Raw genomic sequence first — 23,896 nt, 5'->3', positions numbered from 1 at the left:
CGCGGAGTCGGCAACCAGCGCGCAAGGACGTTCGATCATGCCTCGGCGAGCGTCAAGAAATCGTCAAGAGTTAGGTAAGGTAATGAAGTAGTCGGGTGCGGGGCCGGGTCGCTTCGTGTCCGATGGACGGGTGCGCCGGCGTTCACGCGCGTGCGCCAGGGAAAGGGAACCGCCGCTGACTGTTCACCACCTCAACCAGCTCCTGCTCGTCTGCTCGATCGTCCTGCTCGTCGCCGTCGCAGCGGTCCGGATCTCCTCGCGCAGCGGGCTCCCCAGCCTGCTCGTGTACCTGGCCATCGGCGTCCTCATGGGCCAGGACGGCATCGGCGACATCCGCTTCGACAACGCCGAGCTCACCCAGGTCATCGGCTACGCCGCCCTGGTCGTGATCCTCGCCGAGGGCGGCCTCGGCACGAAGTGGACGCAGATCCGGCCGGCGCTCCCGGCCGCCTCCGCGCTGGCGACGGTGGGGGTCGCGGTGAGCGTCGGGGTCACCGCGGCCAGCGCGCACTACCTGGTGGGGCTCGAATGGCGGCAGGCGCTCATCATCGGCGCCGTGGTCTCCTCCACGGACGCGGCGGCCGTCTTCTCCGTCCTGCGCCGGATCCCCCTCCCCGCGCGCGTGACGGGCACGCTGGAGGCCGAGTCCGGCTTCAACGACGCCCCCGTGGTCATCCTGGTCGTCGCCTTCTCCCAGGCCGGGCCCGTCGAGCACTGGTACGTGCTGATCGGCGAGATAGCGCTGGAGCTGGCCATCGGCGCCGCCATCGGGCTCGCCGTCGGCTGGGCGGGCGCCTGGGGCCTGCGGCACGTCGCCCTGCCCGCCTCCGGCCTCTACCCCATCGCCGTCCTGGCCATCGCGGTCGCCGCCTACGCCGGGGGCGCGCTGGCCCACGGCAGCGGCTTCCTCGGCGTGTACCTGGCGTCGATGGTGCTGGGCAACGCGAAGCTGCCGCACTGGCCGGCCACGCGCGGGTTCGCCGACGGCCTCGGCTGGATCGCCCAGATCGGCATGTTCGTGCTGCTCGGCCTGCTGGTCACCCCGCACGAACTGGGCGACGACGTGGTGCCCGCGCTCGTCATCGGGCTGGTGCTCACCATGGTCGCGCGGCCGCTGAGCGTCGTGCTGTGCCTGACCCCGTTCCGGCTGCCCTGGCAGGAGCAGGCGCTGATGTCGTGGGCCGGGCTGCGCGGCGCCGTGCCCATCATCCTGGCGACCATCCCCATGGTCAGCGGAATCGACGGCAGCCGCCGCATCTTCAACATCGTCTTCGTCCTGGTCGTCGTCTACACCCTCGTCCAGGGGCCGACGCTGCCCTGGCTCGCCCGCACGCTGCGGCTGGGCAACGCCTCGGAGGCCACCGACCTGGGCATCGAGTCGGCGCCGCTCGAGCGGCTGCGCGGGCACCTGCTGTCCGTCGTGATCCCCGAGGGGTCCCGGATGCACGGCGTCGAGATCAACGAGCTGCGGCTGCCGGCCGGGGCCGCGGTCACCCTCGTCGTGCGCGAGGGCACGTCGTTCGTGCCGAGCCCCACGACCGTGCTGCGACGCGGCGACGAACTGCTCGTGGTGGCCACCGACCCGGTGCGCGACGCGGCCGAGGCGCGCCTGCGCGCGGTGGGCCGCGGCGGCAAGCTGGCCGGCTGGCTGGGCACGGGCGGCGGGGGCGGCGGTCGCGGTGGGACCGCGCACGACTGACGCGTACTGACGCGTACTGGCGCTTACTGACGTCTACTGACGTGTTTCATGGGCGTTTCGTCCTGTTCACCGCTCTGCAATCACAGGTGAACATGCGCGCGGTGCTCGTTTTCACAGCCTTGACCGCCCGCTGCCCCGGTATCATGAAGGCGCACCTTGATCGGACCAACTCTGCCTGACGCAGAGCTGGCGCGACCGTATGGCGGCCGGACAGCCCTTCCGCGGCGACCACCGGTATCTACCGCAGTACGCGCAAGAGGACAGCTCTCGGCGCGCCCTGGTGGCAGGGGCGGCGCTACCAGGCGGCAGAAAGGCACGGGCCGTGGCATCCACGGTCACCTCCGAGCCGTCGACGAACTCGCCGGCCGCGTCCCGCCCGGGATACGGACAGCTGCTGCGCACCCGCGGCGCCTGGACGTTCCTGCTGCCGGGCTTCGCGGCACGCCAGCCGTTCGCGATGCTCACCCTCTCCATCGTGCTGCTCGTGCAGCACACCACCGGCTCGTACGGCGCCGCCGGCGCCGCCGCGGCCGTCACCGGCGTCTCCATGGCGCTGTTCGCCCCCTACAGCGGCCGCCTGGCCGACCGCCACGGGCAGCGCGCCGTGCTGATCCCCGGCGTCCTCCTGCACACCGCGTCCGGCGTCGCCCTGACCGCCCTCGCGCTGGCGCACGCGCCGCTGTGGGCGCTGTTCGCCGCGGCCGTGCCGACCGGCGCCTCCGTCCCGCAGGTCGGGCCCATGGTGCGGGCCCGCTGGGGCGTGACGCTGAAGGGCTCGCCCCTGATGACGACCGCGGCGGCCTTCGAGTCCGTCACCGACGAGCTGACGTTCGTCGTCGGCCCGCTGCTGGCCACCGCCCTGTGCACCGCGGTCCACCCGGCCGGCGGCCTGCTCACCGAGGCGACGCTGACCCTGGTCGGCGGCCTGCTGTTCGCGGCGCAGCGCGGCACCCAGCCGCCGGTCACCCCGGCCGGCCACGCACGCGTGGAGCAGGCCTCCGCCCTGCGCGTGCCCGGCGTGCGCGTGCTGATCGTGACGTTCCTCGGCATCGGGTCGGTGTTCGGCGGCATGCAGGTGTCGCTCGCCGCGTTCACCGAGTCGATCGGCGCGCCCGGCCTGAACGGCGTCCTGTACGGCGTCTTCGCCGCCGGCAACATGCTCTCCGGCATCGTCTGCGGCGCCGTCGCCTGGAAGGTGGCCCCGCAGCGTCGCCTGCTCGTCGGGTACGCCGCGCTCGCGCTGGCCGCGTCCGGGCTCTGGGCCGCGCACTCCGTGCTGCTGCTCGCCGGCCTGGGCCTGCTGGTCGGCATGTGCATCGCGCCCGCGCTGATCACCGGCTACACCCTGGTCGAGGGGCTGGTCCCGGCCGGGGCCCGCACCGAGGCGTTCACCTGGCTGACCGGCGCGGTCGCGCTGGGGCAGGCGGCCGCCGTGACGGTCGCCGGGCAGCTCGAGGACCGGGTCGGCGGCGGCGCCGGGTTCCTGGTCCCGATGGGTGGCACGGTGCTGGCGCTGGTGACCCTGGTGGCGCTGCGTTCGCGGCTGGTGGCACCGGTCCGCGAGCGCACCGTCGCGCGTGGCGTGGGTCACCGCGAGCCGGTGGCAGTGGACTGATCCCGGGGAATGCGTCACTATGGACCGTCGTTAGCACTCATTGAGTGAGAGTGCCAGGAGGAAGACAGTGCCGACCTACCAGTACCAGTGCACCGAGTGCGGCGAGGGCCTCGAGGCGGTGCAGAAGTTCACCGACGACGCCCTGACCGAGTGCCCCAACTGCGGTGGCCGCCTCAAGAAGGTGTTCTCCGCGGTCGGCATCGTCTTCAAGGGCTCCGGCTTCTACCGCAACGACAGTCGCGGCTCCTCGTCGAGCAGCGCGCCGGCGTCCTCGAAGTCGTCGTCGTCCTCGACGTCTTCTTCGTCGTCCTCGTCGTCCGACTCGTCGAGCTCCTCCGGGTCGTCGTCGAGCTCGTCGTCGAGCTCGTCGTCGAGCTCCAGCAGCTCCTCCGCCGCGTAAGGCGTCGTCGAGCCACCACGCGTACCGCGTCCGGGCCCTGCCGTCGGTGACGGTGGGGCCCTCGGCATGCCGTGGGGCCTGCGCGTCCGGCTAGTGTGCTGGTCATGGCGAACGCAGAGATCGGCGTAATCGGCGGCTCGGGCTTCTACTCGTTCCTCGAGGACGTGACCGAGATCCAGGTGGACACCCCGTACGGGGCGCCCAGCGACTCCCTCTTCCTCGGCGAGGTCGCCGGCCGGCGGGTGGCCTTCCTGCCCCGGCACGGACGCGGCCACCACCTGCCGCCCCACCGGATCAACTACCGGGCCAACCTGTGGGCGCTGCGCTCCGTGGGCGTGCGCCAGGTGCTCGGCCCGTGCGCGGTGGGCGGGCTGCGGCCCGAGTACGGTCCCGGCACGCTCCTCGTCCCCGACCAGCTCGTCGACCGGACGAAGTCCCGGGTGAACACCTACTTCGACGGTCTCCCGCTGCCCGACGGCGGCGTGCCGAACGTGGTGCACGTGTCGCTGGCCGACCCCTACTGCCCGACGGGCCGGGCGGCGGCGCTCAAGGCGGCGCGGGGCCGGGACTGGGAGCCGGTCGACGGCGGCACGCTGGTGGTCGTCGAGGGACCGCGCTTCTCGACCCGCGCCGAGTCGCTGTGGCACCAGGCTCAGGGCTGGTCGGTGGTGGGCATGACGGGCCACCCCGAGGCGGCGCTGGCCCGGGAACTCGAGCTCTGCTACACGTCCTTGACCCTGGTCACCGACCTCGACGCGGGCGCCGAGACCGGCGAGGGCGTCTCCCACGACGAGGTGCTGCGGGTCTTCGCGGCGAACGTGGACCGCCTGCGGGGCGTGCTGTTCGACGCGGTGGCCGCCCTGCCGGAGACGGAGGGGCGGGACTGCCTGTGCGCGAACGCGCTGGGCGGGATGGACCCGGGGTTCGAGCTGCCGTGAGCCGGTGCCCGCTCGGGTGAGGAGGTTGTCCACAACCGGCGGGTAGTGCACCGGCCCCGGCGGGCTTCGGCGCCCGGCCCCATCGTGGGACTCGCAAGCCGATCCCTCGCCGCAGGTGGTGATCCCGTGCCGTTCCCGCAGCCCGCCCCCACGCCTCCCGTATGTCCCGCGCCGCTCGGTGCCGACGCGCCGCCGCCCTGCGAGGTGCCGCACTTCCCGCCGGTGCGGGTGCGCGGCGGACGGTATCCCTTCCGACGGCTCGTAGGGTCCCGGAGGCGGGCCGTGGCGCTGGGACTCGCCGTCACCGCGGCCGCGCTCGTGGCGGCGGGCCCGGTGGACGAGGCCGGCCGGTCCCGCGGTCACCCGGCCGACGGCCCGCCCGCCCCCTCACCGACGGCGCCCACCGGTCCGGTACGACGGGGCCCGCCCGCCGCGTCGGTGTCGGCGCCGGTGCGGATCACCGACGCGGCGACGGTACGGCTGCTGCGCCCCGGTGACCGGGTCGACGTGATCGCCGCCGGGCAGACGGCGACGGGAACGGACGCACAGGTCGTGGCGCGCGGGGCGTTGGTGACGCGGATCCCGGAACCCGGCGACGTCGGCGAAGGCGCGCTGGTCGTCCTGACCGTGCCCCGGTCCACGGCGGTGCGCCTGGCGGGCGCGGGGGCGACGGCACGGCTGGCGGTGGCCCTGTGGTGAGCCGCGCGGTGCGCCGGGCCGTGTCCCGGGGCGTCCGTCTTCTGCGGGGCCTGCTGTCAAGTACCACGATCGTGCTATGCGATTGGACAGGTGGAGGTGACGCTGCCGTAGGTTGCAGGACTGTTTGTTCCGCAACCCGTGAAGACGAGGAGAGTCACCGAGGTGAAGGAAAAGAAGGAACCCACCGTCTGGCAGGGCTTCAAGTCCTTCCTGATGCGCGGGAACGTCGTCGACCTGGCAGTCGCGGTGGTCATCGGCGCCGCCTTCACGAACATCGTCAACTCGGTGGTGAAGGGTGTGATCAACCCGCTGGTCGGCGCGATCGGCACCCAGAACCTCGACAGCTACAGCTCGTGCCTCAAGGACCCCTGCGCGAAGGCAGCGGACGGCTCGGTCTCCCGCGGCGTGATGATCCTGTGGGGTTCCGTCCTCGGCGCGACGCTCACCTTCGTGATCACCGCGGCCGTCGTCTACTTCCTGATGGTCCTGCCGATGTCGAAGTACCTGGCCCGCGCCGAGGCCCGCAAGAGGGCGCGCGAGGGAACGCACGAGGTCATCGAGGTGACCGAGCTGGAGGTCCTGAAGGAGATCCGCGACGCCCTCGTCTCCCAGCGGGGGTCGGGCCACAGCCGGGAGTAGGCGCGGCCGTCCGGACGCCGTGCTCCGGCCAAGCGCCGGCTCCGCGTCCCGCCCCGGGTCCTCAGATGTGGTGGGGCGGCTTCTCGTCGAGGAAGCGTCTGAGGTCGGCTGCGCTGTCGGTGCCGGTCGGGCGTTCGCCCCAGCCGTTGTCCGTGTCGTCGGAGGACTGCTGGTCCAGCGGGTCGTCGAAGACGAGCGCGGGCCTGGGCTCGCGCGGCTCGGGGGCGGGAGGGGTGCTCATACGTCCAGGGTACGGGCCGGGAAGGACACGGGTCCGTGGGCCGTTGCGCGGGCTCTCCGGGCGGTCGTCTGCTGTGCTGGGACCCATGACGACCGGTTCGACTTCGCCGCACTCCCCCTCCCCCTCCCCGTCCCCTTCCCCCACCTCCTCGGCCGCCTCCTCCTCCGCCGCTCGGGCCCGGCCGGTGCGCAGGCTCGTCGCGCGGGGGCGGGGCGAGGCGCACCGGGTGGCCTCACCGCTGGAGCTGTTCTTCGACCTGTGCTTCGTGGTCGCGATCTCGCAGGCCGGGGTGGCGCTGGTGCACGCGGTCGCCGAGGGGCACGCGGGGCGGGGCGTCCTCGACTACGCGATGGTGTTCTTCGCCATCTGGTGGGCGTGGATGAACTTCACCTGGTTCGCCTCGGCCTACGACAACGACGACGTGCTGTACCGGGTCGTCACGCTCGTGCAGATCGCCGGGGTGCTGGTGCTGGCCGCCGGGGTGTCGCGGGCCTTCGACGGGCACGACTTCGTGGCCGTGTGGCTCGGGTACCTGATCATGCGGCTGGCGCTCGCCGCCCAGTGGCTGCGCGCCGCCCGCGGAGCCGAGGGCGCCGAGCGGACCACGGCGCTGCGCTACGCCTTCGGCGTGCTGCTGTGCATGGTCGGCTGGCTGGGGTTGGTGGTGCTGCCGGAGCCGGCCCGGCCGTGGGTGTTCCTGGTGATGGTGGTCGCCGAGCTGAGCGTGCCCGTGATCGCGGAGCGGGACTTCGCGACGTCCTGGCACCCGCACCACATCGCCGAGCGGTACGGCCTGTTCACGATCATCGTGCTCGGCGAGACGATCGCCGCGGCCACGGTCGCCGTGAAGTCGGCGGTGGACGAGCACGACGCGCTGGGCGAGCTGGTGCCGATCGCGGTGGGCGGTCTGCTGATCGTGTTCGCGGCCTGGTGGATCTACTTCGTGGTGCCGATCCACGGGCACCTGCGCTCCAACGCACAGGCGTTCCTGTGGGGGTACGGCCACTACCTGATCTTCGCGTCGGCGGCGGCGATCGGCGCCGGCCTGGAGGTGGCGGTCGAGGAGGCGGTCGGCACGGCCCACCTGTCGGCGACGGCCGCGTCCGCCGCCGTGACGGTGCCGACCGCGCTGTTCCTGCTCACGGTGTGGGCGCTGCACGCGCGGTACTTCAAGGTCGGCCCGGCGCAGCAACTGGTGCTGCCGGTCACCGCGCTGCTGGTCGTCGGCTGCACGTTCCTCGGTGACCGGGCGGTGCCGGCGGCGGGCCTGGTGTGCGCGCTCGCGGTGGCCGCGGGCACCACGCTGACGGCGCGGGCGGAAGCGCGGCAGGAAGCACGGGGGGCAGGGGCCGGGCGGGCCCCGGACGCCCGGGCCTGACGTCGCGTCCGGTGCCGGTGGCCGGGGGTGGGTGACACTGGCTGCCATGACAGTCGACGCGGTGACGGACGTGGCCGGGGTGCGGGTGGGGCACGCGACACGGGTGGGCGGCGGGTGGCTGACCGGCACCACGGTCGTCCTCGCCCCGGAGGGCGGCGCGGTGGCCGCCGTGGACGTGCGCGGGGGCGGACCCGGGACGAAGGAGACCGACGCGCTCGACCCGCGCAACCTCGTGCAGCGGGTCGAGGCGGTCGTCCTGACCGGCGGCAGCGCCTACGGGCTGGACGCGGCCTCCGGAGTGATGGCCTGGCTGGAGGAGCAGGGGCGCGGCGTGCGCGTCGGGCCGCAGCCCACGCACGTCGTGCCCGTCGTGCCGGCCGCCTGTGTCTTCGACCTGGGGCGCGGCGGTGACTTCCGGGCCAGGCCGGACGCGGCCACCGGGCGGGCCGCGGTGGAGGCCGCCGCGGCGACCCCGGCGGGCGCGCCGGTGGCGCAGGGCGGTGTGGGCGCCGGCACGGGTGCGGTGATCGGCGCGCTGAAGGGCGGGGTCGGCACGGCGAGCGTCGTCCTCGACTCGGGGATCACGGTGGGCGCGCTGGTGGTGGCCAACGCCGTCGGTTCGCCGCTGGACCCGGCGACGGGCGCGCTGTACGGGGAGTGGTACGAGGGGCGGCGCCTGCGGCTTCCCGACGAGGACGTGCACGAGGCCGCGCTGCGGCGGCTCGCGGAGTGCGCCGCCCGGAACGCTCCCCCGCCGCTGAACACCACCCTCGCGGTGGTCGCCACCGACGCCCGCCTGTCCAAGGCGCAGGCGCAGAAGCTCGCGGGCACGGCGCACGACGGCATCGCCCGCGCCGTACGGCCGGTGCACCTGCTGCACGACGGGGACACGGTGTTCGCCCTCGCGACGGGCACCCGGCCCCTCGCGCGTGCGACCGACGACGGGCGTCTCGCCGAGGACCCGGCGGCCGCCGACGACCCCCTCGCGCTGAACGACGTGCTGGCCGTGGGCGCGGACATGGTGACGCGGGCCGTCGTGCGGGCGGTGCGCGCCGCGGAGCCGGTCGAGTCGGCGGGCGGTGTGTGGCCGTCGTACACGCAGCTCTACGGGGACGGCCAGGCGTAGGCGGACCCGGCGGGGTCCGTGATTGTCCCGGTTGTGTCACGTGATGGTGTCCGGCCCGGTGCGGGCGGAACCCCGCACCGCGTTCTGCCCCTCTTCCCGGTCGTACTGGAGCGGACACCCGCACATCACCTGAAGCTGGAGCAGCCCGTGACAACGCCGGACATTGCAGCGCGGCGCGTACTGGGGGCCGCGGCCGCCCTCGTGGTCGGCGCCCTGACCCTGACCGCCTGCGGAGGCGACGCCAACGCCGACGGCGACGCCAAGGGCGGCAGCGGCGGCGCGAAGACGTCCACCGCGCAGATAGCCATCTCGGCCAAGGACGGTTCGACGGGGGCGTCGATCAACACGACCGGCGTCCGCGTGACGGACGGCCGGCTGGCCACCGTACGGATGACCGTGGCCGGCTCGGGCGAGGAGGTGCCCGGCGCGCTGGCGGCGGACGGGAGGAGCTGGAAGCCCAAGGACCAGCTCGAGCGGGGCACGAAGTACCAGATATCGGCGACGGCCAAGGACGGCCAGGGGCGCACCTCGGCCGCCAACTCGATCTTCACGACGGTCAGTTCGGACAACAGCTTCATCGGCACGTACACGCCGGACGCGGGCGGCACCGTCGGGGTCGGCATGCCGGTGTCGTTCACCTTCGACAAGGCGATCAGCGACCGCAAGGCGGTGCAGTCGCACATCACGGTCTCCTCCAGCAGCGGGCAGCAGGTCGTCGGGCACTGGTTCGGGGCGCAGCGCCTGGACTTCCGGCCGCAGGAGTACTGGAAGGCCGGCTCCAAGGTCACCATGAAGATCGACCTGGACGGGGTGGAGGGCGCCAACGGCGTGTTCGGGGTGCAGAAGAAGACGGTGACCTTCACGGTCGGGCGCTCGCAGGTGTCCACCGTCGACGTCGACACGCAGACCATGACGGTCGTGCGGGACGGCCAGGTGCTCAAGTCGGTGCCGATCTCGTCGGGCAGCCCGGAGCACACCACGTACAACGGGCAGATGGTGATCTCCGAGAAGTTCGTGCAGACCCGCATGAACAGCCGGACGGTCGGACTGGGCGGGGAGTACGACATCCCGGACGTGCCGCACGCGATGCGGCTGACGCAGTCGGGCACGTTCATCCACGGCAACTACTGGTACAACCGCGGCAATCCGCCCTTCGGCCGGGAGGGCACCAGCCACGGCTGCGTGGGACTGGCCGACGTGCAGGGCGCGCAGGGCGCCAGCTCCGCCCAGTGGTTCTACGACAACTCGCTCGTCGGCGACGTGGTCGTCGTGAAGAACTCCCCCGACAAGACGGTCGCACCGGACAACGGACTCAACGGCTGGAACCTGTCGTGGAGCGAGTGGCAGGCGGGGAGCGCGGTGTGAACGCGCCCGCTTCTGCCCCAACACGCCCCTGACCGGCGATTTCTGACGGAAACCCGGGCCGCGCGGGAACATCTCGCGCGGCCCGCGCGTTTTCCCGGCGTACGTTTTCTCGGTTCCCGGACATGATGTCCGGCCGAGGGGCTACGGTATGCACCCACAAGGTGACATGCAGCAACGCCGGGAGAAACCTTGAGCGTTCCGTACGAGACGACAGCGTACGAACCAGCCGAGTCGCCCGAGTCTCCGGAGGAGCACCTCGCGCGGCTTCTCGGCCGCGCCCTGAACTCCTTCGAGCTGCCCGACGACACGATACGGCAGCTCGACTGCGCGCTGGCGCACGACAGCTCGCTGCACTCGGCGCACCACAGCGCGGGCCTGCACCGGGAGACGTACCGGCACACCTGGCTGCTGGCCGACGGCTCGGCGCTGACCCTGTGGGAGCTCGTCCACAACACCGCGCCGGGCAGCGAGCCGCAGCACGAGGTGTACGTCGACGAGGAGGAGCTGCGCGCCGCCACCGGCCGCCTGCCCCTGCCGCCGGACACCCCGGACTTCGAACTGCCGGTGCTGGTGCAGCTCTCCCCGATCCCCACGCCCCGCCCCGAGTACGTGCCGGACGACTCGGCCGACCACGCCCGCCGCCTGCTGCGCCGTGCGGAGAACGCCGACCGGCCGGGGCCCGACCTGGCCGACCTGCTGAGCACGGCGTGCGCGCACCAGATCACCCAGGCGTTCGGCCGTCCCTGCCGGGCGGGCCGGATCGGGCTCGGGTACGCGCTGTACGAGCACGCGTTCCTGCTGCGCGACGGCCGGGAGGTCTCCCTGTGGGAGGTCGAGCACACCGCCACGCCCGACGGCCGGCACATGTGCGAGGTGTACCCGTCGGAGGCGGAGGCCCGCGAGGCGATGGAGCGCCGAGCGGCGCAGGTGGGCTGACCCGGCCCCCCACACACGAGCGGCCGACCACGGAGCCCGGGGGGTTCCGTGGTCGGCCGTCTTCGTACCGTCCCGGCCGGGTGCCGGCCCTCGTCCGTCCGCCTACGCCGCGACCGGCTGCTTGTGCTCCGGCGCCGTCGGCGCGGTGCCGCCGTCCGCCGTCTCCGTGGGCGCGGTGCCCGGGGCGGGCTTGCGCAGCCCCTTGAGCAGGACGACCAGGGCGGTGGTGACGCACACGCCGGCCGCGATGGCGACCAGGTAGAGGAACGGGTTGCCGATCAGCGGGACCACGAAGATGCCGCCGTGCGGGGCGCGCAGGGTGGCGCCGAACGCCATCGACAGGGCGCCGGTGAGCGCGCCGCCCACCATCGAGGAGGGGATCACGCGCAGCGGGTCCGCCGCGGCGAACGGGATCGCGCCCTCGGAGATGAACGAGGCACCGAGCACCCAGGCCGCCTTGCCGTTCTCGCGCTCGGTCGGGGTGAACAGCTTGCCGCGCACGGTCGTGGCCAGGGCCATCGCCAGCGGCGGGACCATGCCGGCGGCCATCACCGCGGCCATGATCTTCATCGCCGAGTCGCCCGGGTCGGAGACCGCGATACCGGCGGTGGCGAAGGTGTAGGCGACCTTGTTGACCGGGCCACCGAGGTCGAAGCACATCATCAGGCCGAGCAGGGCGCCGAGCAGGACGGCGTTGGTGCCGGTGAGGCCGTTGAGCCAGTCGGTCATGCCCTTCTGCGCGGAGGCGATGGGCTTGCCGATCACGACGAACATCAGGAACCCGACGATCGCCGAGGAGATCAGCGGGATCACCACCACCGGCATGATGCCGCGCAGGGCCGCCGGGATGCGGACCCGCTGGACGGCCATCACCACGCCACCGGCGATCAGACCGGCGGCCAGACCGCCGAGGAAGCCCGCGTTGATGGTGAGCGAGATCGCGCCGCCCACGAAGCCGGGCACCAGGCCCGGCCGGTCGGCCATGCCGTACGCGATGTAGCCGGCCAGGACCGGGACCAGGAAGCCGAAGGCCACGCCGCCGATCTGGAAGAGCAGCGCGCCCCAGCTGTCGGCCTGGGTCCAGACGAAGTGGTCCATCACCGACGGCGCCTTGTTGATCTTGTAGCCGCCGATCGCGAAGCCGAGGGCGATCAGCAGACCGCCCGCCGCGACGAACGGGACCATGTAACTCACGCCGGACATGAGCCACTTGCGCAGCTTCGTGCCGTAGCCCTCGGCGGAGTCGCCGGCCCGCTCCACCGGCGTGCCCGCGTCCGCGCCCGCGGCCGCCGGTGCCGTGGCCTCGCCGCGGGCCGCCTTCTCACGGACCTCGGCGATCAGTTCGGCGGGGCGGTTGATGCCCGCCTTGACGCCGACGTCCACGGTCGGCTTGCCGGCGAAGCGGTCCTTCTCCCGGACCGGCACGTCGTGCGCGAAGATCACGGCGTCCGCCGCGGCGATCACCGCCGGGTCGAGCCGGGTGAAGCCCGCCGAGCCCTGCGGCTCGACGACGATCTCGACACCCGCCTCACGGCCCGCGTTCTCCAGGGACTCGGCCGCCATGTACGTGTGGGCGATGCCGGTCGGGCAGGAGGTGACGGCGACGATGCGGAAGGGGCCCGCCGGGGCGGAGTCAGCAGGGGCCGCGGTCGGGGCCGGGGCCGAACTGCCCGCCGTGGCGCCGGCGGAGGCCGCCCCCGGCGCCACGGCGGAGTCATAGGAAGCCGAGGACGAGGCGGAATCGTCGGAGGCCGGGGCAGCACTCACCGCGCCGGTCCCACCGGCCGCCTGCGGCGCCTCGTCCCCCCGGATCAGCGCCGCCGCGCCCTCCGCGTCCGGCACCGACCGCAGCGCGGCGGTGAAGTCGGCGTTCATGAGCTGGCGGGCCAGGGACGACAGGATCGTCAGGTGGGCGTCGTCCGCACCGGCCGGCGCGGCGATGAGGAAGATCAGGTCGGCCGGGCCGTCCGGCGCGCCGAAGTCGATGCCGGCGGCGCTGCGCCCGAAGGCCAGGGTCGGCTCGGTCACGTGCGCGCTGCGGCAGTGCGGGATGCCGATGCCGCCGTCCAGGCCGGTCGGCATCTGGGCCTCGCGGGCGGCCACGTCGGCCAGGAAGCCGTCGAGGTCGGTCACCCGGCCCCGGGCGACCATGCGGGCGGCGAGGGATCGCGCCGCCGCTTCCTTGGTGTCGGCGGACAGGTCGAGATCGACCAGGTCCGCGGTGATCATGTCGCTCATCGCGGGCTCCTTCGCACGCGTATCGCCCGGGTGGTCGTGAGGTGGGCGTGACGGGGGACGGGGGTGCTGCCGGGGGCTGCCGGAGGCAGGGGGAGGAGCAGGTGCAGGTGCAGGTGTTCGGGACGGGGCCGGGGGCAGGGGCGGGGGCGGACAGAGGCGAGGAACGGGGAGGTTCGCCGCTCCGGTGCCGCGAGAGGGGACGAGGCCGGGGCCGTCGGCTTCATGACGCCGGCTCCGTCAGCTCGCGGTCCACCGGGACGTCCGCCGTGACCGTCACCGCGGCCGGGTCGAGGTCGGCGGGGGTCGGCATCACGCTGCCGGGCAGCCGGACGGCGGCCGCGCCGTGCGCGACGGCGGAGGCCAGAGCCTCCGGACCACTGCCGCCCGCGACGAGGAAACCGGCGAGGGAGGCGTCACCCGCGCCGACGTTGCTGCGCACGCTGTCCACGCGCGCGGCGGCGAACCAGGTGCCGGCGTCCTCCACCAGCAACTGACCGTCCGCGCCCAGGCTCGCGAGCACGGCGCGCGCGCCCATGCCCCGCAGTTCCTCGGCCGCCTTGACCGCGTCGCCCACGGTCGTCAGGGGGCGCCCGACGGCCTGCGCGAGTTCCTCGGCGTTGGGCTTCACCACGTCGGGCGCCGCGCGCAGCGCCTCCAGCAGCGCGCGCCCCGAGGTGTCGAGCGCGATGCGCGCGCCCGAGGCGTGCGCCCGGGTGACGACATCGGCGTACCAGGACGGGGCGAGGCCGCGCGGGAGGCTGCCGCAGCAGGCGATCCACGCGGCGTCGCGGGACTGCTCGCGCACCGTCTCGAGCAGCAGTTCCTGCTCGGCGGCGGACAGTTCCGGGCCCGGCGCGTTGATCTTCGTGAGGACACCGTCGGACTCGGCGAGCGCGATGTTGGACCGGGTGGCGCCGGTCACCGGGACCGGGGCGACCTCGATGCCCTGTGCGTCGAGCAGGTCGGCCACGAGGGCGCCCGGCGCACCGCCCAGGGGCAGGACGGCGACCGTGCGCCGGCCGGCGGCGGCGACGGCCCGGGAGACGTTCACGCCCTTGCCGCCCGGGTCCATGCGCTCGCCGGTGGCGCGGACGACCTCGCCGCGGTCGAGGGAGGGGACCTCGTAGGTGCGGTCCAGGGACGGGTTCGGGGTGACGGTGAGGATCATGCGCGCACCACTTCCGTGCCGCCGCGCTCGATCGCGGCCGCGTCGTCGGGGCTCAGCCCGCTGTCCGTGATCAGCAGGTCGACGTCGCCCAGGCCGCCGAAGCGGGCGAAGTGCTCCTGGCCGTGCTTGGCGGAGTCGGCGAGCAGGACGACCCGGCGGGCGGCCGCCATCGCCGCCCGCTTGACCGCGGCCTCGGCGAGGTCGGGGGTGGTCAGCCCGTGCTCGGCGGAGAAGCCGTTGGCGGCGACGAACAGCACGTCGGCCCGGATCTCGCCGTACGCCCGCAGCGCCCAGGCGTCCACGGCGGCACGGGTACGGTGCCGTACGCGCCCCCCGATCAGGTGGAGCTGCATCCCCGGGTGGTCCGCGAGGCGGGCCGCGATGGGCAGGGAGTGCGTGACGACGGTGAGGTCGGCCTCCAGGGGCAGGGCGGCGGCGAGGCGGGCGACCGTCGTGCCGGCGTCGAGGATCATCGTGCCCCCGGCCGGCAGCTCGGCGAGGGCCGCCTTGGCGATGCGGTCCTTCTCGTCGGCGGCGGTGCCCTCGCGCTCGGCGAGGTCCGGCTCGAAGTCGAGGCGCCCGGCCGGGATGGCCCCGCCGTGCACCCGGCGGACGAGGCCGGCGCGGTCCAGGGCCTTCAGGTCCCGGCGGATGGTCTCCGCGGTCACCTGGAACTCCTCGGCCAGCGAGAGCACGTCCACCCGGCCGCCGTCGCGCGCGAGCCGCAGGATCTCCTGCTGCCGCTCCGGTGCGTACATGTCCGTTCGCCTCCGCGTCATGCCCGAACGTGTGGTTTCGCCGCGAGGCTACGCCCGGATGTCCGGAAAGTAAACAGGTACGGACCCAGCCCGGACACAAACGGGCGTCCGCCCGTGGACGCTCGGACACGCGAACGGACCCGGCAACCGTCCCGGACGCTCGGGCACGCGAACGGGCCCGGCACCCCCTCACGGAGTGCCGGGCCCGGCGGGGCCGGAGACTCGGGATCAGGGCACCAGCGCAGGCGCCGTGGGCTGCCCGTCCCGCTCCCCGTCGTGCTCCCCCGCGGCAGACGGCGCCGCGGCCTCGGCCCCCTCGACGTGCTGCGCCGGACGCCGGGGCAGGGCGAACATCAGCAGGAAGATCGCGCCCATCACCACGGCCACCCAGACCAGCGCGTGCTGGAAGGCGTTCACGAAGGCGGGGCCGACCCGGTCCGGGCCGAGGTGGTCGGAGATCTGCCCGAAGAAGACGACGGACACCAGACCGAGGCCGAGCGCGTTGCCCATCTGCTGCACGGTGTTGATCAGACCGGACGCAGAACCGGCGTGCTCGCGCGGCACCCCGGAGAGGATCGCGTCCGTCAGCGGGGCGACGATCAGGCCCATGCCGAGGCCCATCACGACCAGCGGGAGCGCCATCTGCCAGGGGGCGATGCCGAGGCCGTAGCGGTCGGACTCCGCGATGTAGAGCAGCACGCCGAGGGCCATCGTCAGGGCCCCCGCCTGGAGGACCTTGCGGCCGAAGCGCGGGACGAGCTGCTGCACGGACAGTCCGGCCGCGGTGGACACCGCGATCGAGAAGGGCACGCCCGTCAGACCGGCCCGCAGCGGGCTCCAGCCCAGCCCGATCTGCATGTACAGCGTCCAGACCAGGAAGAACACACCGAGCGCGACACCGAAGACGGTCTGCACGGCGATGCCCGCGGCGAAGGACTTCACCCGGAACAGGGACAGCTCGATCAGCGGGGAGCCGTCGCGGGCGGCCTTGCGCCGCTCGTAGGCGATCAGCACGCCGAACACCACGAGCGCGCCGGCCATCGACCCGTACCCCCACAGCGGCCAGCCCAGCTCGCGGCCGCGGGTCAGCGGGTAGAGCAGCATCAGCAGGCCGAGGCTGACCAGGGCGACGCCGACCAGGTCGAGCTTGAGGGCGTGCGGGGCGCGCGACTCGGTGATGAAGCGGCGGCCGAGGAACAGGGCCGCGATGCCGACCGGCAGGTTGATCAGGAAGATCGGGCGCCATTCGAGGCCGAACAGGTTCCACTCGGTGAGCAGGGCGCCGAGCAGCGGGCCCGACACCGCGCCGAGTCCGACGATCGCGCCGAACAGCCCGAACACCTTGCCCCGCTCGTGAGCCGGGAAGGTGGCGTGCACGATCGACAGCACCTGCGGGACCATCATCGCCGCCATCGCGCCCTGCAGGATGCGGGAGGCGACCAGCATCTCGGGGTTCACGGCGAAGCCGCACAGGGCCGAGGCGACGGTGAACCCGGCGATGCCGAGCAGGAACAGCCGCTTGCGGCCGTGGATGTCGCCGAGCCGCCCGCCGGTGATCAGGCCCGCGGCGAAGGCGAGCGCGTAGCCCGCGGTGATCCATTGGATCTGGCTGAAGGAGGCGCCGGCGTCGCGCTGGATCGACGGGATGGCGATGTTGACGATCGTGACGTCGACGAGGTCCATGAAGGCCGCCGTCATCACGATGGCCAGCGCGAACCATCGCGTCCGGTCGGGAGGCGCCGCGCCGGTCGGTCCGTCGGATCGGGTACGGGTCCGGGTGCCCGGGGTGGTCTCGTTCGAGGTCATGCCGTCACCGTAGGACCGCAATAGGTCAGATCGTGTCCTAGTTCTGCGGCATCCTCGGACGCATGACGACGGACACCCCGGCCCGGCTCCTCCAGCTCCTGTCCCTCCTGCAGACGCCCCGCGAGTGGCCCGGCGGCGAGCTCGCCGACCGGCTCGGGGTGTCCCGGCGCACGGTCCGCCGGGACATCGACCGGCTGCGCGAGCTCGGCTATCCCGTCCAGGCCACCCACGGCGCCGACGGCGGCTACCGGCTGGTGGCGGGCAAGGCCATGCCGCCGCTCGTGCTCGACGACGAGGAGGCGGTGGCGATCGTGGTGGGCCTGCGCGCGGGCGCCGGGCACGCCCTGGAGGGCGTGGACGAGGCGTCGGTGCGCGCGCTGGCGAAGCTGGAGCAGGTGCTGCCCGCGCGGCTGCGCCACCGGGTGAGCACGCTGCAGGCCGCCACCACCCCGCTGATCAACGGTGACGCGGCGAGCATCGCCCCGGAGACGCTGACCGTGATGGCGTCCGCGGTGGCCGGCCAGGAGCGGCTGCGGTTCGCGTACCGCGCCAAGGACGGCACCGAGTCGCGCCGCCTGACCGAGCCGTACCGGCTCGTCTCGACCGGCCGCCGCTGGTACCTCGTCGCCTACGACCTCGGGCGCGAGGACTGGCGGACGTTCCGGGTGGACCGGGTGCGCGAGCCGTTCGCCACGGGGGCGCGGTTCGCGCCGCGCGAGCTGCCGGAGGGGGACGCGGCGGAGTACCTGCGGCGGTCGATCCGGCGGGGGCACGAGGGCGGGGAGTACACCTTCGACGTGCTCTTCGAGGCGGACGCGGAGTTCGTGGCCGCCCGGCTGCCGGCCTGGCTGGGCCGGCCGGAGCCCGAGACCGGCGGTGACGACGGTGACGGTGAGCCGCGGCGGTGCCGGGTGCGCGGGACGACCGGCGACCCGGTGCAGTGGCTGGCGGTACGGCTGCTGATGGTCGGCTGCGACTTCCGGGTGCGCGCTCCCGGGGACCTGGTGACGTCGGTACGGGAGCTGGGCGTACGGCTCACCCGCGCGGCGAGCTGACCACCCGGCGCGGGGCCCGGCGCGCCGGGATACCGGGCGGTCGCACCGGGACCCGACCGCCGCACCGGACCCCTGCGCTCGGACCGGACGTGCGCGGTCGCACCGCATGCCCCGGCGGTCGCCCCCACCCCCGCCTCAGCCTCCGATCGCTCCCCCGGCCACCCCGCCCCAGAACCCCCGCAGCCCCCGCAGGTTGGCCAGCGCCAGCTCCGCCGGGCCGTCCGGTCCCGTCGGTGCCGCGGTGCCCTGGGCCCACGTCTCCACGGCCACCCGTACGGCCGCTCCGGCCACCGCCGCCGCGAAGCGCAGGTCGGGTGCGGCAACGTTGTCGCGGTGCAGGCGGGCGGCGAGGATCTCGGCCAGGGCGTCCTCGGAGGTGAGGCAGACCTCGGCCCAGACCTTGCCCAGGGCGGGGTGGCCGGTGGCCAGGCGGATCAGGGTGCGCACCCACTCCCAGGAGGCCGCGGAGACACCGGCGCCGGGGGTCAGCGTGTGCCGCACCCCGTGTTCGAGCGCCTCCGGGACGGACAGGTGGGCCGGGGCGTCGCGGACCGCCTCGGCCCAGCGCTCGGCGCCCGCCGCGTACAGCGGGGCGACGGCCTCCTCCTTGGTCGCGAAGTACCGGTAGAAGGTGCGCGGTGCGATGCCGGCCGCCTGGGCGATGTCCTCGGCGCGGGTGGTGCGCAGTCCCTGGGTCACGAAGAGCCGGGCCGCCGCCCTCGCGATCTCCCACCTGGTCTCCGCCTTGCGCCGTTCCGTGAGCGAGGCCGGGACGGCGGGGGAAGGGGAGGACGACGAGGAGGAGGGGGTTCTGCGCGGTGCGGGGGTGGAGCTGATCACGTCGGCAGGCTATGCCGCTGTGGCACAATCTGCCACCGGCGGGCCACCCCGGGGTTCAGGTACGGGGTGCCCCGCCTTTCCAGCGTTGCCGCCGCTCCCCTGTGCGACGCGCGGGCACAAGAGGAGCCGGGCTCCGGCGCCCGGGGGGACAGGCGCCGGAGCCCGGCTCTGGGAGAGTCCCGGCGCCGGGGGGGATTGCGTCGGGACGTGGTCGTGGGTGGCCGCTCGGATCGTCGCTCGGGAAGTGAGCTCCAGGGTCCGCAGCTCGAACTCCCGTGCTCAACAGGGTTGTTCCCCGCACCGGCGGGTTGAAGCGACGTCCCCCCGCCATGTTTGCGCGGGCTTCGGCCACCCGGCGTACGCCGGACGGCCGGGACCCGCGCCGGTCACGCCGGTCACGCCGGCTACGCCGCCGCTTCGAAGCCGGTGTCGCGGGCGAGCTTCTTCAGCTCCAGCAGGGCGTGCTTCTCGATCTGACGGATCCGCTCACGGGTCAGACCGTGCTCCTTGCCGACCTCGGTCAGGGTGCGCTCGCGGCCGTCGTCGATGCCGTAGCGCATCTTGATGATGGAGGCCGTGCGCGGGTCGAGGCGGTCGATCAGGCCGTCCAGTTCCTCGCTGCGCAGCAGGGTGAGCACCGACTGCTCCGGGGAGACCGCGCTGGTGTCCTCCAGCAGGTCGCCGAACTGGGTCTCGCCCTCGTCGTCCACCGCCATGTTCAGCGAGACCGGGTCGCGGGCCCAGTCGAGGACGTCGGTGACGCGCTCCGGCGTCGAGCCGAGCTCGGCCGCGATCTCGGCGGGCTCGGGGTCCCGGCCGTTCTCCCGGTTGAATTCGCGCTGCACGCGGCGGATGCGGCCCAGCTCCTCCACCAGGTGGACGGGCAGGCGGATGGTGCGGGACTGGTCGGCTATCGACCGGGTGATCGCCTGACGGATCCACCAGGTGGCGTACGTCGAGAACTTGAAGCCCTTGCGGTAGTCGAACTTCTCGACCGCGCGCACCAGGCCGGCGTTGCCCTCCTGGATCAGGTCGAGCAGGGGCAGGCCGCTGCGCGGGTAGCGCCGGGCGACCGCCACGACCAGCCGGAGGTTGGAGCGGATGAAGACGTCCTTGGCCCGCTCACCCGCGGCGACCAGGGCCTCCAGCTCCTCCCGGGAGGCGTCGGCCCGCGACTCCTCGTAGCCGTCCAGGACCTGCCGCGCGAACACACCCGCTTCGATGATCTGCGACAGCTCGACCTCCCTGGCGGCGTCGAGCAGCGGTGTGCGCGCGATCTCGTCCAGGTACATGCCGACCAGATCGCGGTCGGCGATCTCGCCGCCGGTGGCGCGAACACTGCTTGCCGCGTCGGCCGTCTCGCCGGTGGCGGACTGACGACGGGCGACGGCACGGGTTGCCATGCGTGCTCCCTTGCGATGGTGGGTCAGCGGGTGGTCCTTCGGCTGCCGGCCACGGGACCACTCCCTTGCGGGATTCGGTCCGGTCCTCTAGGGGGACTCTCCACGGGTGCCCGGCTTCCGACGGATACAACGACTGGAATCAGGACAGAATTCCCCTGGCGTCCCCCGGATTGCGTGATCATGCAGTATCCTGCCCGGCCACACGGGGAGCCGGGATGCCGCCGGAACCGGCAAGGGTGCAGGTCAGGCGGGGTGCGAGGAGACCTCGACCCCCTCACGGGCCTCCCTCACCACTCCGCCCGTGAGACGCCCGTCACATTCGACACCGTCGTCTTCACCCCTGGGGAGCGCCGTCCGCGACCGCCCTCCCACCGTGAAGACGGGCCATGGCGCCCGATGGTTGCCACGGACGGGGCCTCAGGGCCTCCCCCGGTCGCACTCCACCCGTTCAGCCGAACTGCACCGACCGCTTCGCCATTCCCAGCCAGAACCCGTCGATCACGGACTTCTGCGCGTCGAGCTCGCCGTCCGCCTCCGCCGCGCCCATGGTCACGAACAGCGGGGCGAAGTGCTCGGTGCGCGGGTGGGCGTACCGGCCGGCCGGGGCCTTGTTCAGGAAGTCCAGGAGGGCGTCCCAGTCCCGGCCCTCCAGGGCGCGCCGTCCCCAGTCGTCGAACTCGGAGGACCAGCTCGGCACTCCGGGGCCGGTGTGGCGCAGCGCGGCGAGGTTGTGGGTGAAGAACCCGGAGCCGACGATCAGCACGCCCTCGTCGCGCAGCGGGGCCAGGCGGCGGCCGATCTCCATGAGGCGCACGGGGTCGAGGGTCGGCATGGACACCTGCAGCACGGGGACGTCGGCCCGCGGGAACATCTCGACCAGGGGCACGTAGGCGCCGTGGTCGAGGCCCCGGTCGGGGATGTCCTGCACGGGGGTGCCGGGGGCGCGCAGCAGCTTGCGGACGGATTCGGCGAGCGCCGGCGCGCCGGGGGCGGGGTAGGTCACCCGGTAGTAGTGCTCGGGGAAGCCCCAGAAGTCGTAGACCAGGGGGACCGTCTCGACCGCGCCGAGGGCGAGGGGGGCCTCCTCCCAGTGGGCGGAGACGATGAGGACGGCCTTCGGGCGGGGCAGCGCGGCGGACCAGGCGGCGAGCTCGCCGGGCCAGACGGGGTCGTCGGCGAGCGGCGGGGCGCCGTGGCTGAGGTACAGGGCGGGCATGCGCTCCTGCGCGGCGGCGGCGGTCATGGCGGCGGCTCCCTCACCACTCGGGATAATGCTTAAAAGTTAAAGCACCTGGGCAGAGCCCACCCTACGACCTATTTGTTCAAGTTTCAAGGACAGGCGCCGTACGATGGAGACCATGAACACGGCATCCGCACCCGCCGACGAGCCGCAGTGGCTCACCGCCGAGGAACAGCGCGTCTGGCGCGCCTACCTGCACGCCACCACCCTCCTCGAGGACCACCTCGACCGACAGCTCCAGCGCGACGCGGGCATGCCGCACATCTACTACGGCCTGCTGGTCGGCCTCGCCGAGGCACCGCACCGGCGGCTGCGCATGACCGAGTTGGCCATGCAGGCGAAGATCACCCGCTCCCGGCTGTCGCACGCCGTCGCCCGGCTGGAGAAGAGCGGCTGGGTGCGCCGTGAGGACTGCCCCTCGGACAAGCGCGGCCAGTTCGCCGTGCTGACCGACGCCGGCCTGGAGGTGCTGCGCCGCACCGCGCCGGGCCACGTCACCGCCGTACGCCAGGCGCTGTTCGACCGGCTGACCCCGGAACAGCAGAAGTCCCTCGGCGAGATCATGCAGATCGTCGCCGAGGGACTCCAGCCGAACGAGGCAGGTGCGGACCTGCCCTGGCTCCGCTGACCGCCTGAGCGGCACCGCGCAGCCGGGGCAGGGTTCCCGCGGGGGGTGGTGTACGGGCGGGGCGTCCCCTTCCCCGCCGTACACCGGGGGTGGAACCGGAGGGGTACCTCTGACAGCCGGGTTCAGCCGGTCAGTGGGCCACCACCGGCACCGCGATCTCGTCCTCGACCCCGTCGCCCGACCCGGAACCGGCGATCGGTCCCATGTTCGGACGGCCGGCGTTGATGAGCGTCACGGCGATCGCGGCGGCCGCGACCAGGATGCCCACGGCGAACCAGATGGCGCTGGTGTAGCCGTGCACCATGCCCTCGAGCTGGACGAGCTGCTGCTGCGGCCGGGACCCGGCGGAGGCGATGTGGTCCTTGATGTACGACGTCGTCGCGGACGCGGCGATCGTGTTCAGCAGCGCCGTACCGATGGCACCGCCCACCTGCTGCGAGGTGTTGACCATCGCGGAGGCGACACCGGCGTCCCGCGGCTCGACGCCCAGCGTGGCCAGGGACATCGCCGGCATGAACGCCGTACCCATGCCGAGGCCCAGCAGGATCATCGCGGGCAGCAGCACGGCCGCGTACGAGGAGCCGATCTCCAGCCGCGTCAGCAGCAGCATGCCGAGCGCGGCGACCAGGAAGCCCGGGCCCATCAGCAGCCGCGGCGCGACCCGGGTCATCAGCCGGGTGCCGATCTGGGTGGAGCCGGTGATCATGCCCGCGATCATCGGCAGGAACGCGAAGCCGGTCTTCACGGGCGTGTAGCCCTTGACGACCTGCAGGTAGTAGGTGAGGAAGAGGAACAGGCCGAACATCGCGATGATCGCGAGACCCAGCGAGAGGTAGACACCGCCGCGGTTGCGCTCGGTGACCACGCGCAGCGGCAGCAGCGGGGCCTTGACCCGGGACTCGACCAGCACGAAGGCGACCAGCAGCACGCCGGACGCGACGAACATGCCGATGGTCAGCGAGTCGCTCCAGCCCTCGGACTCGGCGCGGGTGAAGCCGTAGACCAGGGCCACCAGGCCGAGGGTGGAGAGCAGGACGCCGGGGATGTCGAGCGGGTTGCGGTTGCGGCCGCCCGCCGGCTCGCGGATGACGAAGTACGCGCCGAGCGCGGCGACGATGGCGAACGGGATGTTCACGAAGAACGTCCAGCGCCAGTCCAGGTACTCGGTGAGGAAGCCGCCGAGGATCAGGCCGACGGCGCCGCCGCCACCGGCGATCGCGCCGTAGATGCCGAACGCCTTGGCGCGCTCCTTGGCGTCGGTGAACATCACGGCCAGCAGCGACAGCGCGGCCGGGGCGAGCAGCGCGCCGAACACGCCCTGCAGGGCGCGGGCGCCGAACATCATGGCCTCGTTGGCGGCGGCACCGCCGAGCGCGGAGGCCACGGCGAAGCCGGCCAGACCGGTGACGAAGGCGCGCTTGCGGCCCCACAGGTCCGCTATGCGGCCGCCGAACAGGAGCAGACCGCCGAAGGCCAGCGCGTAGGCCGTCACGACCCACTGCCGGTTGCCGTCGGAGATGCCCAGGTCCTGCTGGGCGGAGGGCAGCGCGATGTTCACGATGGTGGCGTCGAGGACGACCATCAGCTGGGCGAGCGCGATGAACGCGAGCGCCTTCCAGCGGTTGGCGTCGGCCTCTGGGGCGGCGCCGGGAGCCTTCACGGCTGTTTCAGACATGGGGGTACCCACTTCGGGACTTCGGGACGTCGAAAAACGTGTGTGAGAA

General features: G+C 73.3%; 21 protein-coding genes and 1 pseudogene. 13 read left to right on the top strand and 9 right to left on the bottom strand.

The features are described 5' to 3' along the window. Positions 1-115 precede the first annotated feature (115 nt). The 6 genes from E4U92_RS24695 to mscL all read left to right on the top strand — a co-directional run bounded on the left by E4U92_RS24695 (position 116) and on the right by mscL (position 5,990). On the top strand, positions 116-1,699 hold the full coding sequence (locus E4U92_RS24695) for a potassium/proton antiporter (RefSeq protein ID WP_241681782.1): 1,584 nt from the start codon (positions 116-118) through the stop codon (positions 1,697-1,699). A 322-nt stretch (positions 1,700-2,021) separates the two neighbouring features. Continuing rightward, complete coding sequence (locus E4U92_RS24690; RefSeq protein ID WP_137302642.1) at positions 2,022-3,314, top strand: MFS transporter; 1,293 nt, start codon at positions 2,022-2,024, stop codon at positions 3,312-3,314. 67 nt (positions 3,315-3,381) lie between these two features. Beyond that, positions 3,382-3,714: an FmdB family zinc ribbon protein gene (locus tag E4U92_RS24685; protein WP_137302641.1), complete on the top strand. Its 333-nt coding sequence runs from the start codon at positions 3,382-3,384 to the stop codon at positions 3,712-3,714. 104 nt (positions 3,715-3,818) lie between these two features. Then, entirely contained in the window at positions 3,819-4,652 is an 834-nt protein-coding gene (locus E4U92_RS24680; protein WP_137302640.1) for an S-methyl-5'-thioadenosine phosphorylase, read from the top strand. Between the two features lie 126 nt (positions 4,653-4,778). Beyond that, positions 4,779-5,351 carry a hypothetical protein gene (locus E4U92_RS24675; RefSeq protein ID WP_137302639.1) on the top strand — a complete coding sequence of 191 codons (573 nt, stop codon included), beginning with the start codon at positions 4,779-4,781 and terminating at the stop codon, positions 5,349-5,351. A gap of 162 nt (positions 5,352-5,513) precedes the next feature. After that, positions 5,514-5,990, top strand: coding sequence for a large conductance mechanosensitive channel protein MscL (gene mscL, locus E4U92_RS24670; protein WP_137302638.1), 477 nt, complete (start codon positions 5,514-5,516; stop codon positions 5,988-5,990). A 61-nt stretch (positions 5,991-6,051) separates the two neighbouring features. Here mscL and E4U92_RS24665 read toward each other — a convergent pair whose 3' ends face one another. After that, positions 6,052-6,231, bottom strand: coding sequence for a hypothetical protein (locus tag E4U92_RS24665; protein ID WP_137302637.1), 180 nt, complete (start codon positions 6,229-6,231; stop codon positions 6,052-6,054). 85 nt (positions 6,232-6,316) lie between these two features. Here E4U92_RS24665 and E4U92_RS24660 point away from each other — a divergent pair, with 85 nt between their 5' ends. The 4 genes from E4U92_RS24660 to E4U92_RS24645 all read left to right on the top strand — a co-directional run bounded on the left by E4U92_RS24660 (position 6,317) and on the right by E4U92_RS24645 (position 11,036). After that, on the top strand, positions 6,317-7,609 hold the full coding sequence (locus tag E4U92_RS24660; RefSeq protein ID WP_137302636.1) for a low temperature requirement protein A: 1,293 nt from the start codon (positions 6,317-6,319) through the stop codon (positions 7,607-7,609). Between the two features lie 46 nt (positions 7,610-7,655). Continuing rightward, positions 7,656-8,735 (top strand): P1 family peptidase, encoded by a 1,080-nt coding sequence (locus E4U92_RS24655; protein ID WP_137302635.1) that lies wholly within the window; start codon positions 7,656-7,658, stop codon positions 8,733-8,735. 147 nt (positions 8,736-8,882) lie between these two features. Next, the gene (locus E4U92_RS24650; RefSeq protein WP_137302634.1) at positions 8,883-10,100 is read left to right on the top strand and encodes a L,D-transpeptidase; all 1,218 of its coding nucleotides are present in this window, start codon (positions 8,883-8,885) and stop codon (positions 10,098-10,100) included. 189 nt (positions 10,101-10,289) lie between these two features. Then, positions 10,290-11,036 carry a DUF6227 family protein gene (locus E4U92_RS24645; protein WP_137302633.1) on the top strand — a complete coding sequence of 249 codons (747 nt, stop codon included), beginning with the start codon at positions 10,290-10,292 and terminating at the stop codon, positions 11,034-11,036. Between the two features lie 102 nt (positions 11,037-11,138). Here the strand turns inward: E4U92_RS24645 and E4U92_RS24640 are convergent, their stop codons facing one another. The 4 genes from E4U92_RS24640 to E4U92_RS24625 all read right to left on the bottom strand — a co-directional run bounded on the left by E4U92_RS24640 (position 11,139) and on the right by E4U92_RS24625 (position 17,006). Then, positions 11,139-13,274, bottom strand: coding sequence for a PTS fructose transporter subunit IIABC (locus E4U92_RS24640; RefSeq protein ID WP_137302632.1), 2,136 nt, complete (start codon positions 13,272-13,274; stop codon positions 11,139-11,141). Between the two features lie 220 nt (positions 13,275-13,494). Next, entirely contained in the window at positions 13,495-14,442 is a 948-nt protein-coding gene (gene pfkB / locus E4U92_RS24635; RefSeq protein WP_137302631.1) for a 1-phosphofructokinase, read from the bottom strand. Next, a complete protein-coding gene (locus E4U92_RS24630; protein ID WP_137302630.1) occupies positions 14,439-15,200 on the bottom strand; it encodes a DeoR/GlpR family DNA-binding transcription regulator in 762 nt (253 codons plus the stop codon). The genes pfkB and E4U92_RS24630 overlap by 4 nt, the downstream gene beginning before the upstream one ends. Before the next feature lie 228 nt (positions 15,201-15,428). After that, on the bottom strand, positions 15,429-17,006 hold the full coding sequence (locus tag E4U92_RS24625) for an MFS transporter (RefSeq protein WP_137302629.1): 1,578 nt from the start codon (positions 17,004-17,006) through the stop codon (positions 15,429-15,431). Between the two features lie 62 nt (positions 17,007-17,068). On the opposite strand from E4U92_RS24625, the gene E4U92_RS24620 reads away from it, so the two are divergent. After that, positions 17,069-18,061: a helix-turn-helix transcriptional regulator gene (locus E4U92_RS24620; RefSeq protein WP_137302628.1), complete on the top strand. Its 993-nt coding sequence runs from the start codon at positions 17,069-17,071 to the stop codon at positions 18,059-18,061. A 135-nt stretch (positions 18,062-18,196) separates the two neighbouring features. Here E4U92_RS24620 and E4U92_RS24615 read toward each other — a convergent pair whose 3' ends face one another. Together E4U92_RS24615 and E4U92_RS24610 are read right to left on the bottom strand one after the other, a co-directional pair. Further along, positions 18,197-18,898 (bottom strand): TetR/AcrR family transcriptional regulator, encoded by a 702-nt coding sequence (locus E4U92_RS24615; protein WP_168725193.1) that lies wholly within the window; start codon positions 18,896-18,898, stop codon positions 18,197-18,199. A gap of 407 nt (positions 18,899-19,305) precedes the next feature. Then, positions 19,306-20,304, bottom strand: coding sequence for a sigma-70 family RNA polymerase sigma factor (locus tag E4U92_RS24610; RefSeq protein ID WP_137302627.1), 999 nt, complete (start codon positions 20,302-20,304; stop codon positions 19,306-19,308). 215 nt (positions 20,305-20,519) lie between these two features. On the opposite strand from E4U92_RS24610, the pseudogene E4U92_RS36735 reads away from it, so the two are divergent. Next, a pseudogene (locus E4U92_RS36735) lies at positions 20,520-20,724 on the top strand (GNAT family N-acetyltransferase); the annotation flags it as partial. Positions 20,725-20,752: 28 nt separating this feature from the next. Here E4U92_RS36735 and E4U92_RS24605 read toward each other — a convergent pair. Continuing rightward, positions 20,753-21,520 carry a dioxygenase family protein gene (locus tag E4U92_RS24605; RefSeq protein WP_137302816.1) on the bottom strand — a complete coding sequence of 256 codons (768 nt, stop codon included), beginning with the start codon at positions 21,518-21,520 and terminating at the stop codon, positions 20,753-20,755. Between the two features lie 142 nt (positions 21,521-21,662). Between E4U92_RS24605 and E4U92_RS24600 the strand changes: the two genes are divergently transcribed. Beyond that, on the top strand, positions 21,663-22,172 hold the full coding sequence (locus E4U92_RS24600) for a MarR family winged helix-turn-helix transcriptional regulator (RefSeq protein ID WP_137302626.1): 510 nt from the start codon (positions 21,663-21,665) through the stop codon (positions 22,170-22,172). Positions 22,173-22,302: 130 nt separating this feature from the next. On the opposite strand, the gene E4U92_RS24595 is transcribed toward E4U92_RS24600, so the two are convergent. After that, positions 22,303-23,847, bottom strand: a complete 1,545-nt coding sequence (locus E4U92_RS24595; RefSeq protein ID WP_137302625.1) for an MFS transporter — start codon at positions 23,845-23,847, stop codon at positions 22,303-22,305. Between the last annotated feature and the right edge of the window lie 49 nt (positions 23,848-23,896).

The sequence above is a fragment of the Streptomyces galbus genome, assembly GCF_005280195.1.
Classification (GTDB): domain Bacteria; phylum Actinomycetota; class Actinomycetes; order Streptomycetales; family Streptomycetaceae; genus Streptomyces; species Streptomyces galbus.
This window is presented reverse-complemented; position numbering and strand designations above follow the sequence as displayed.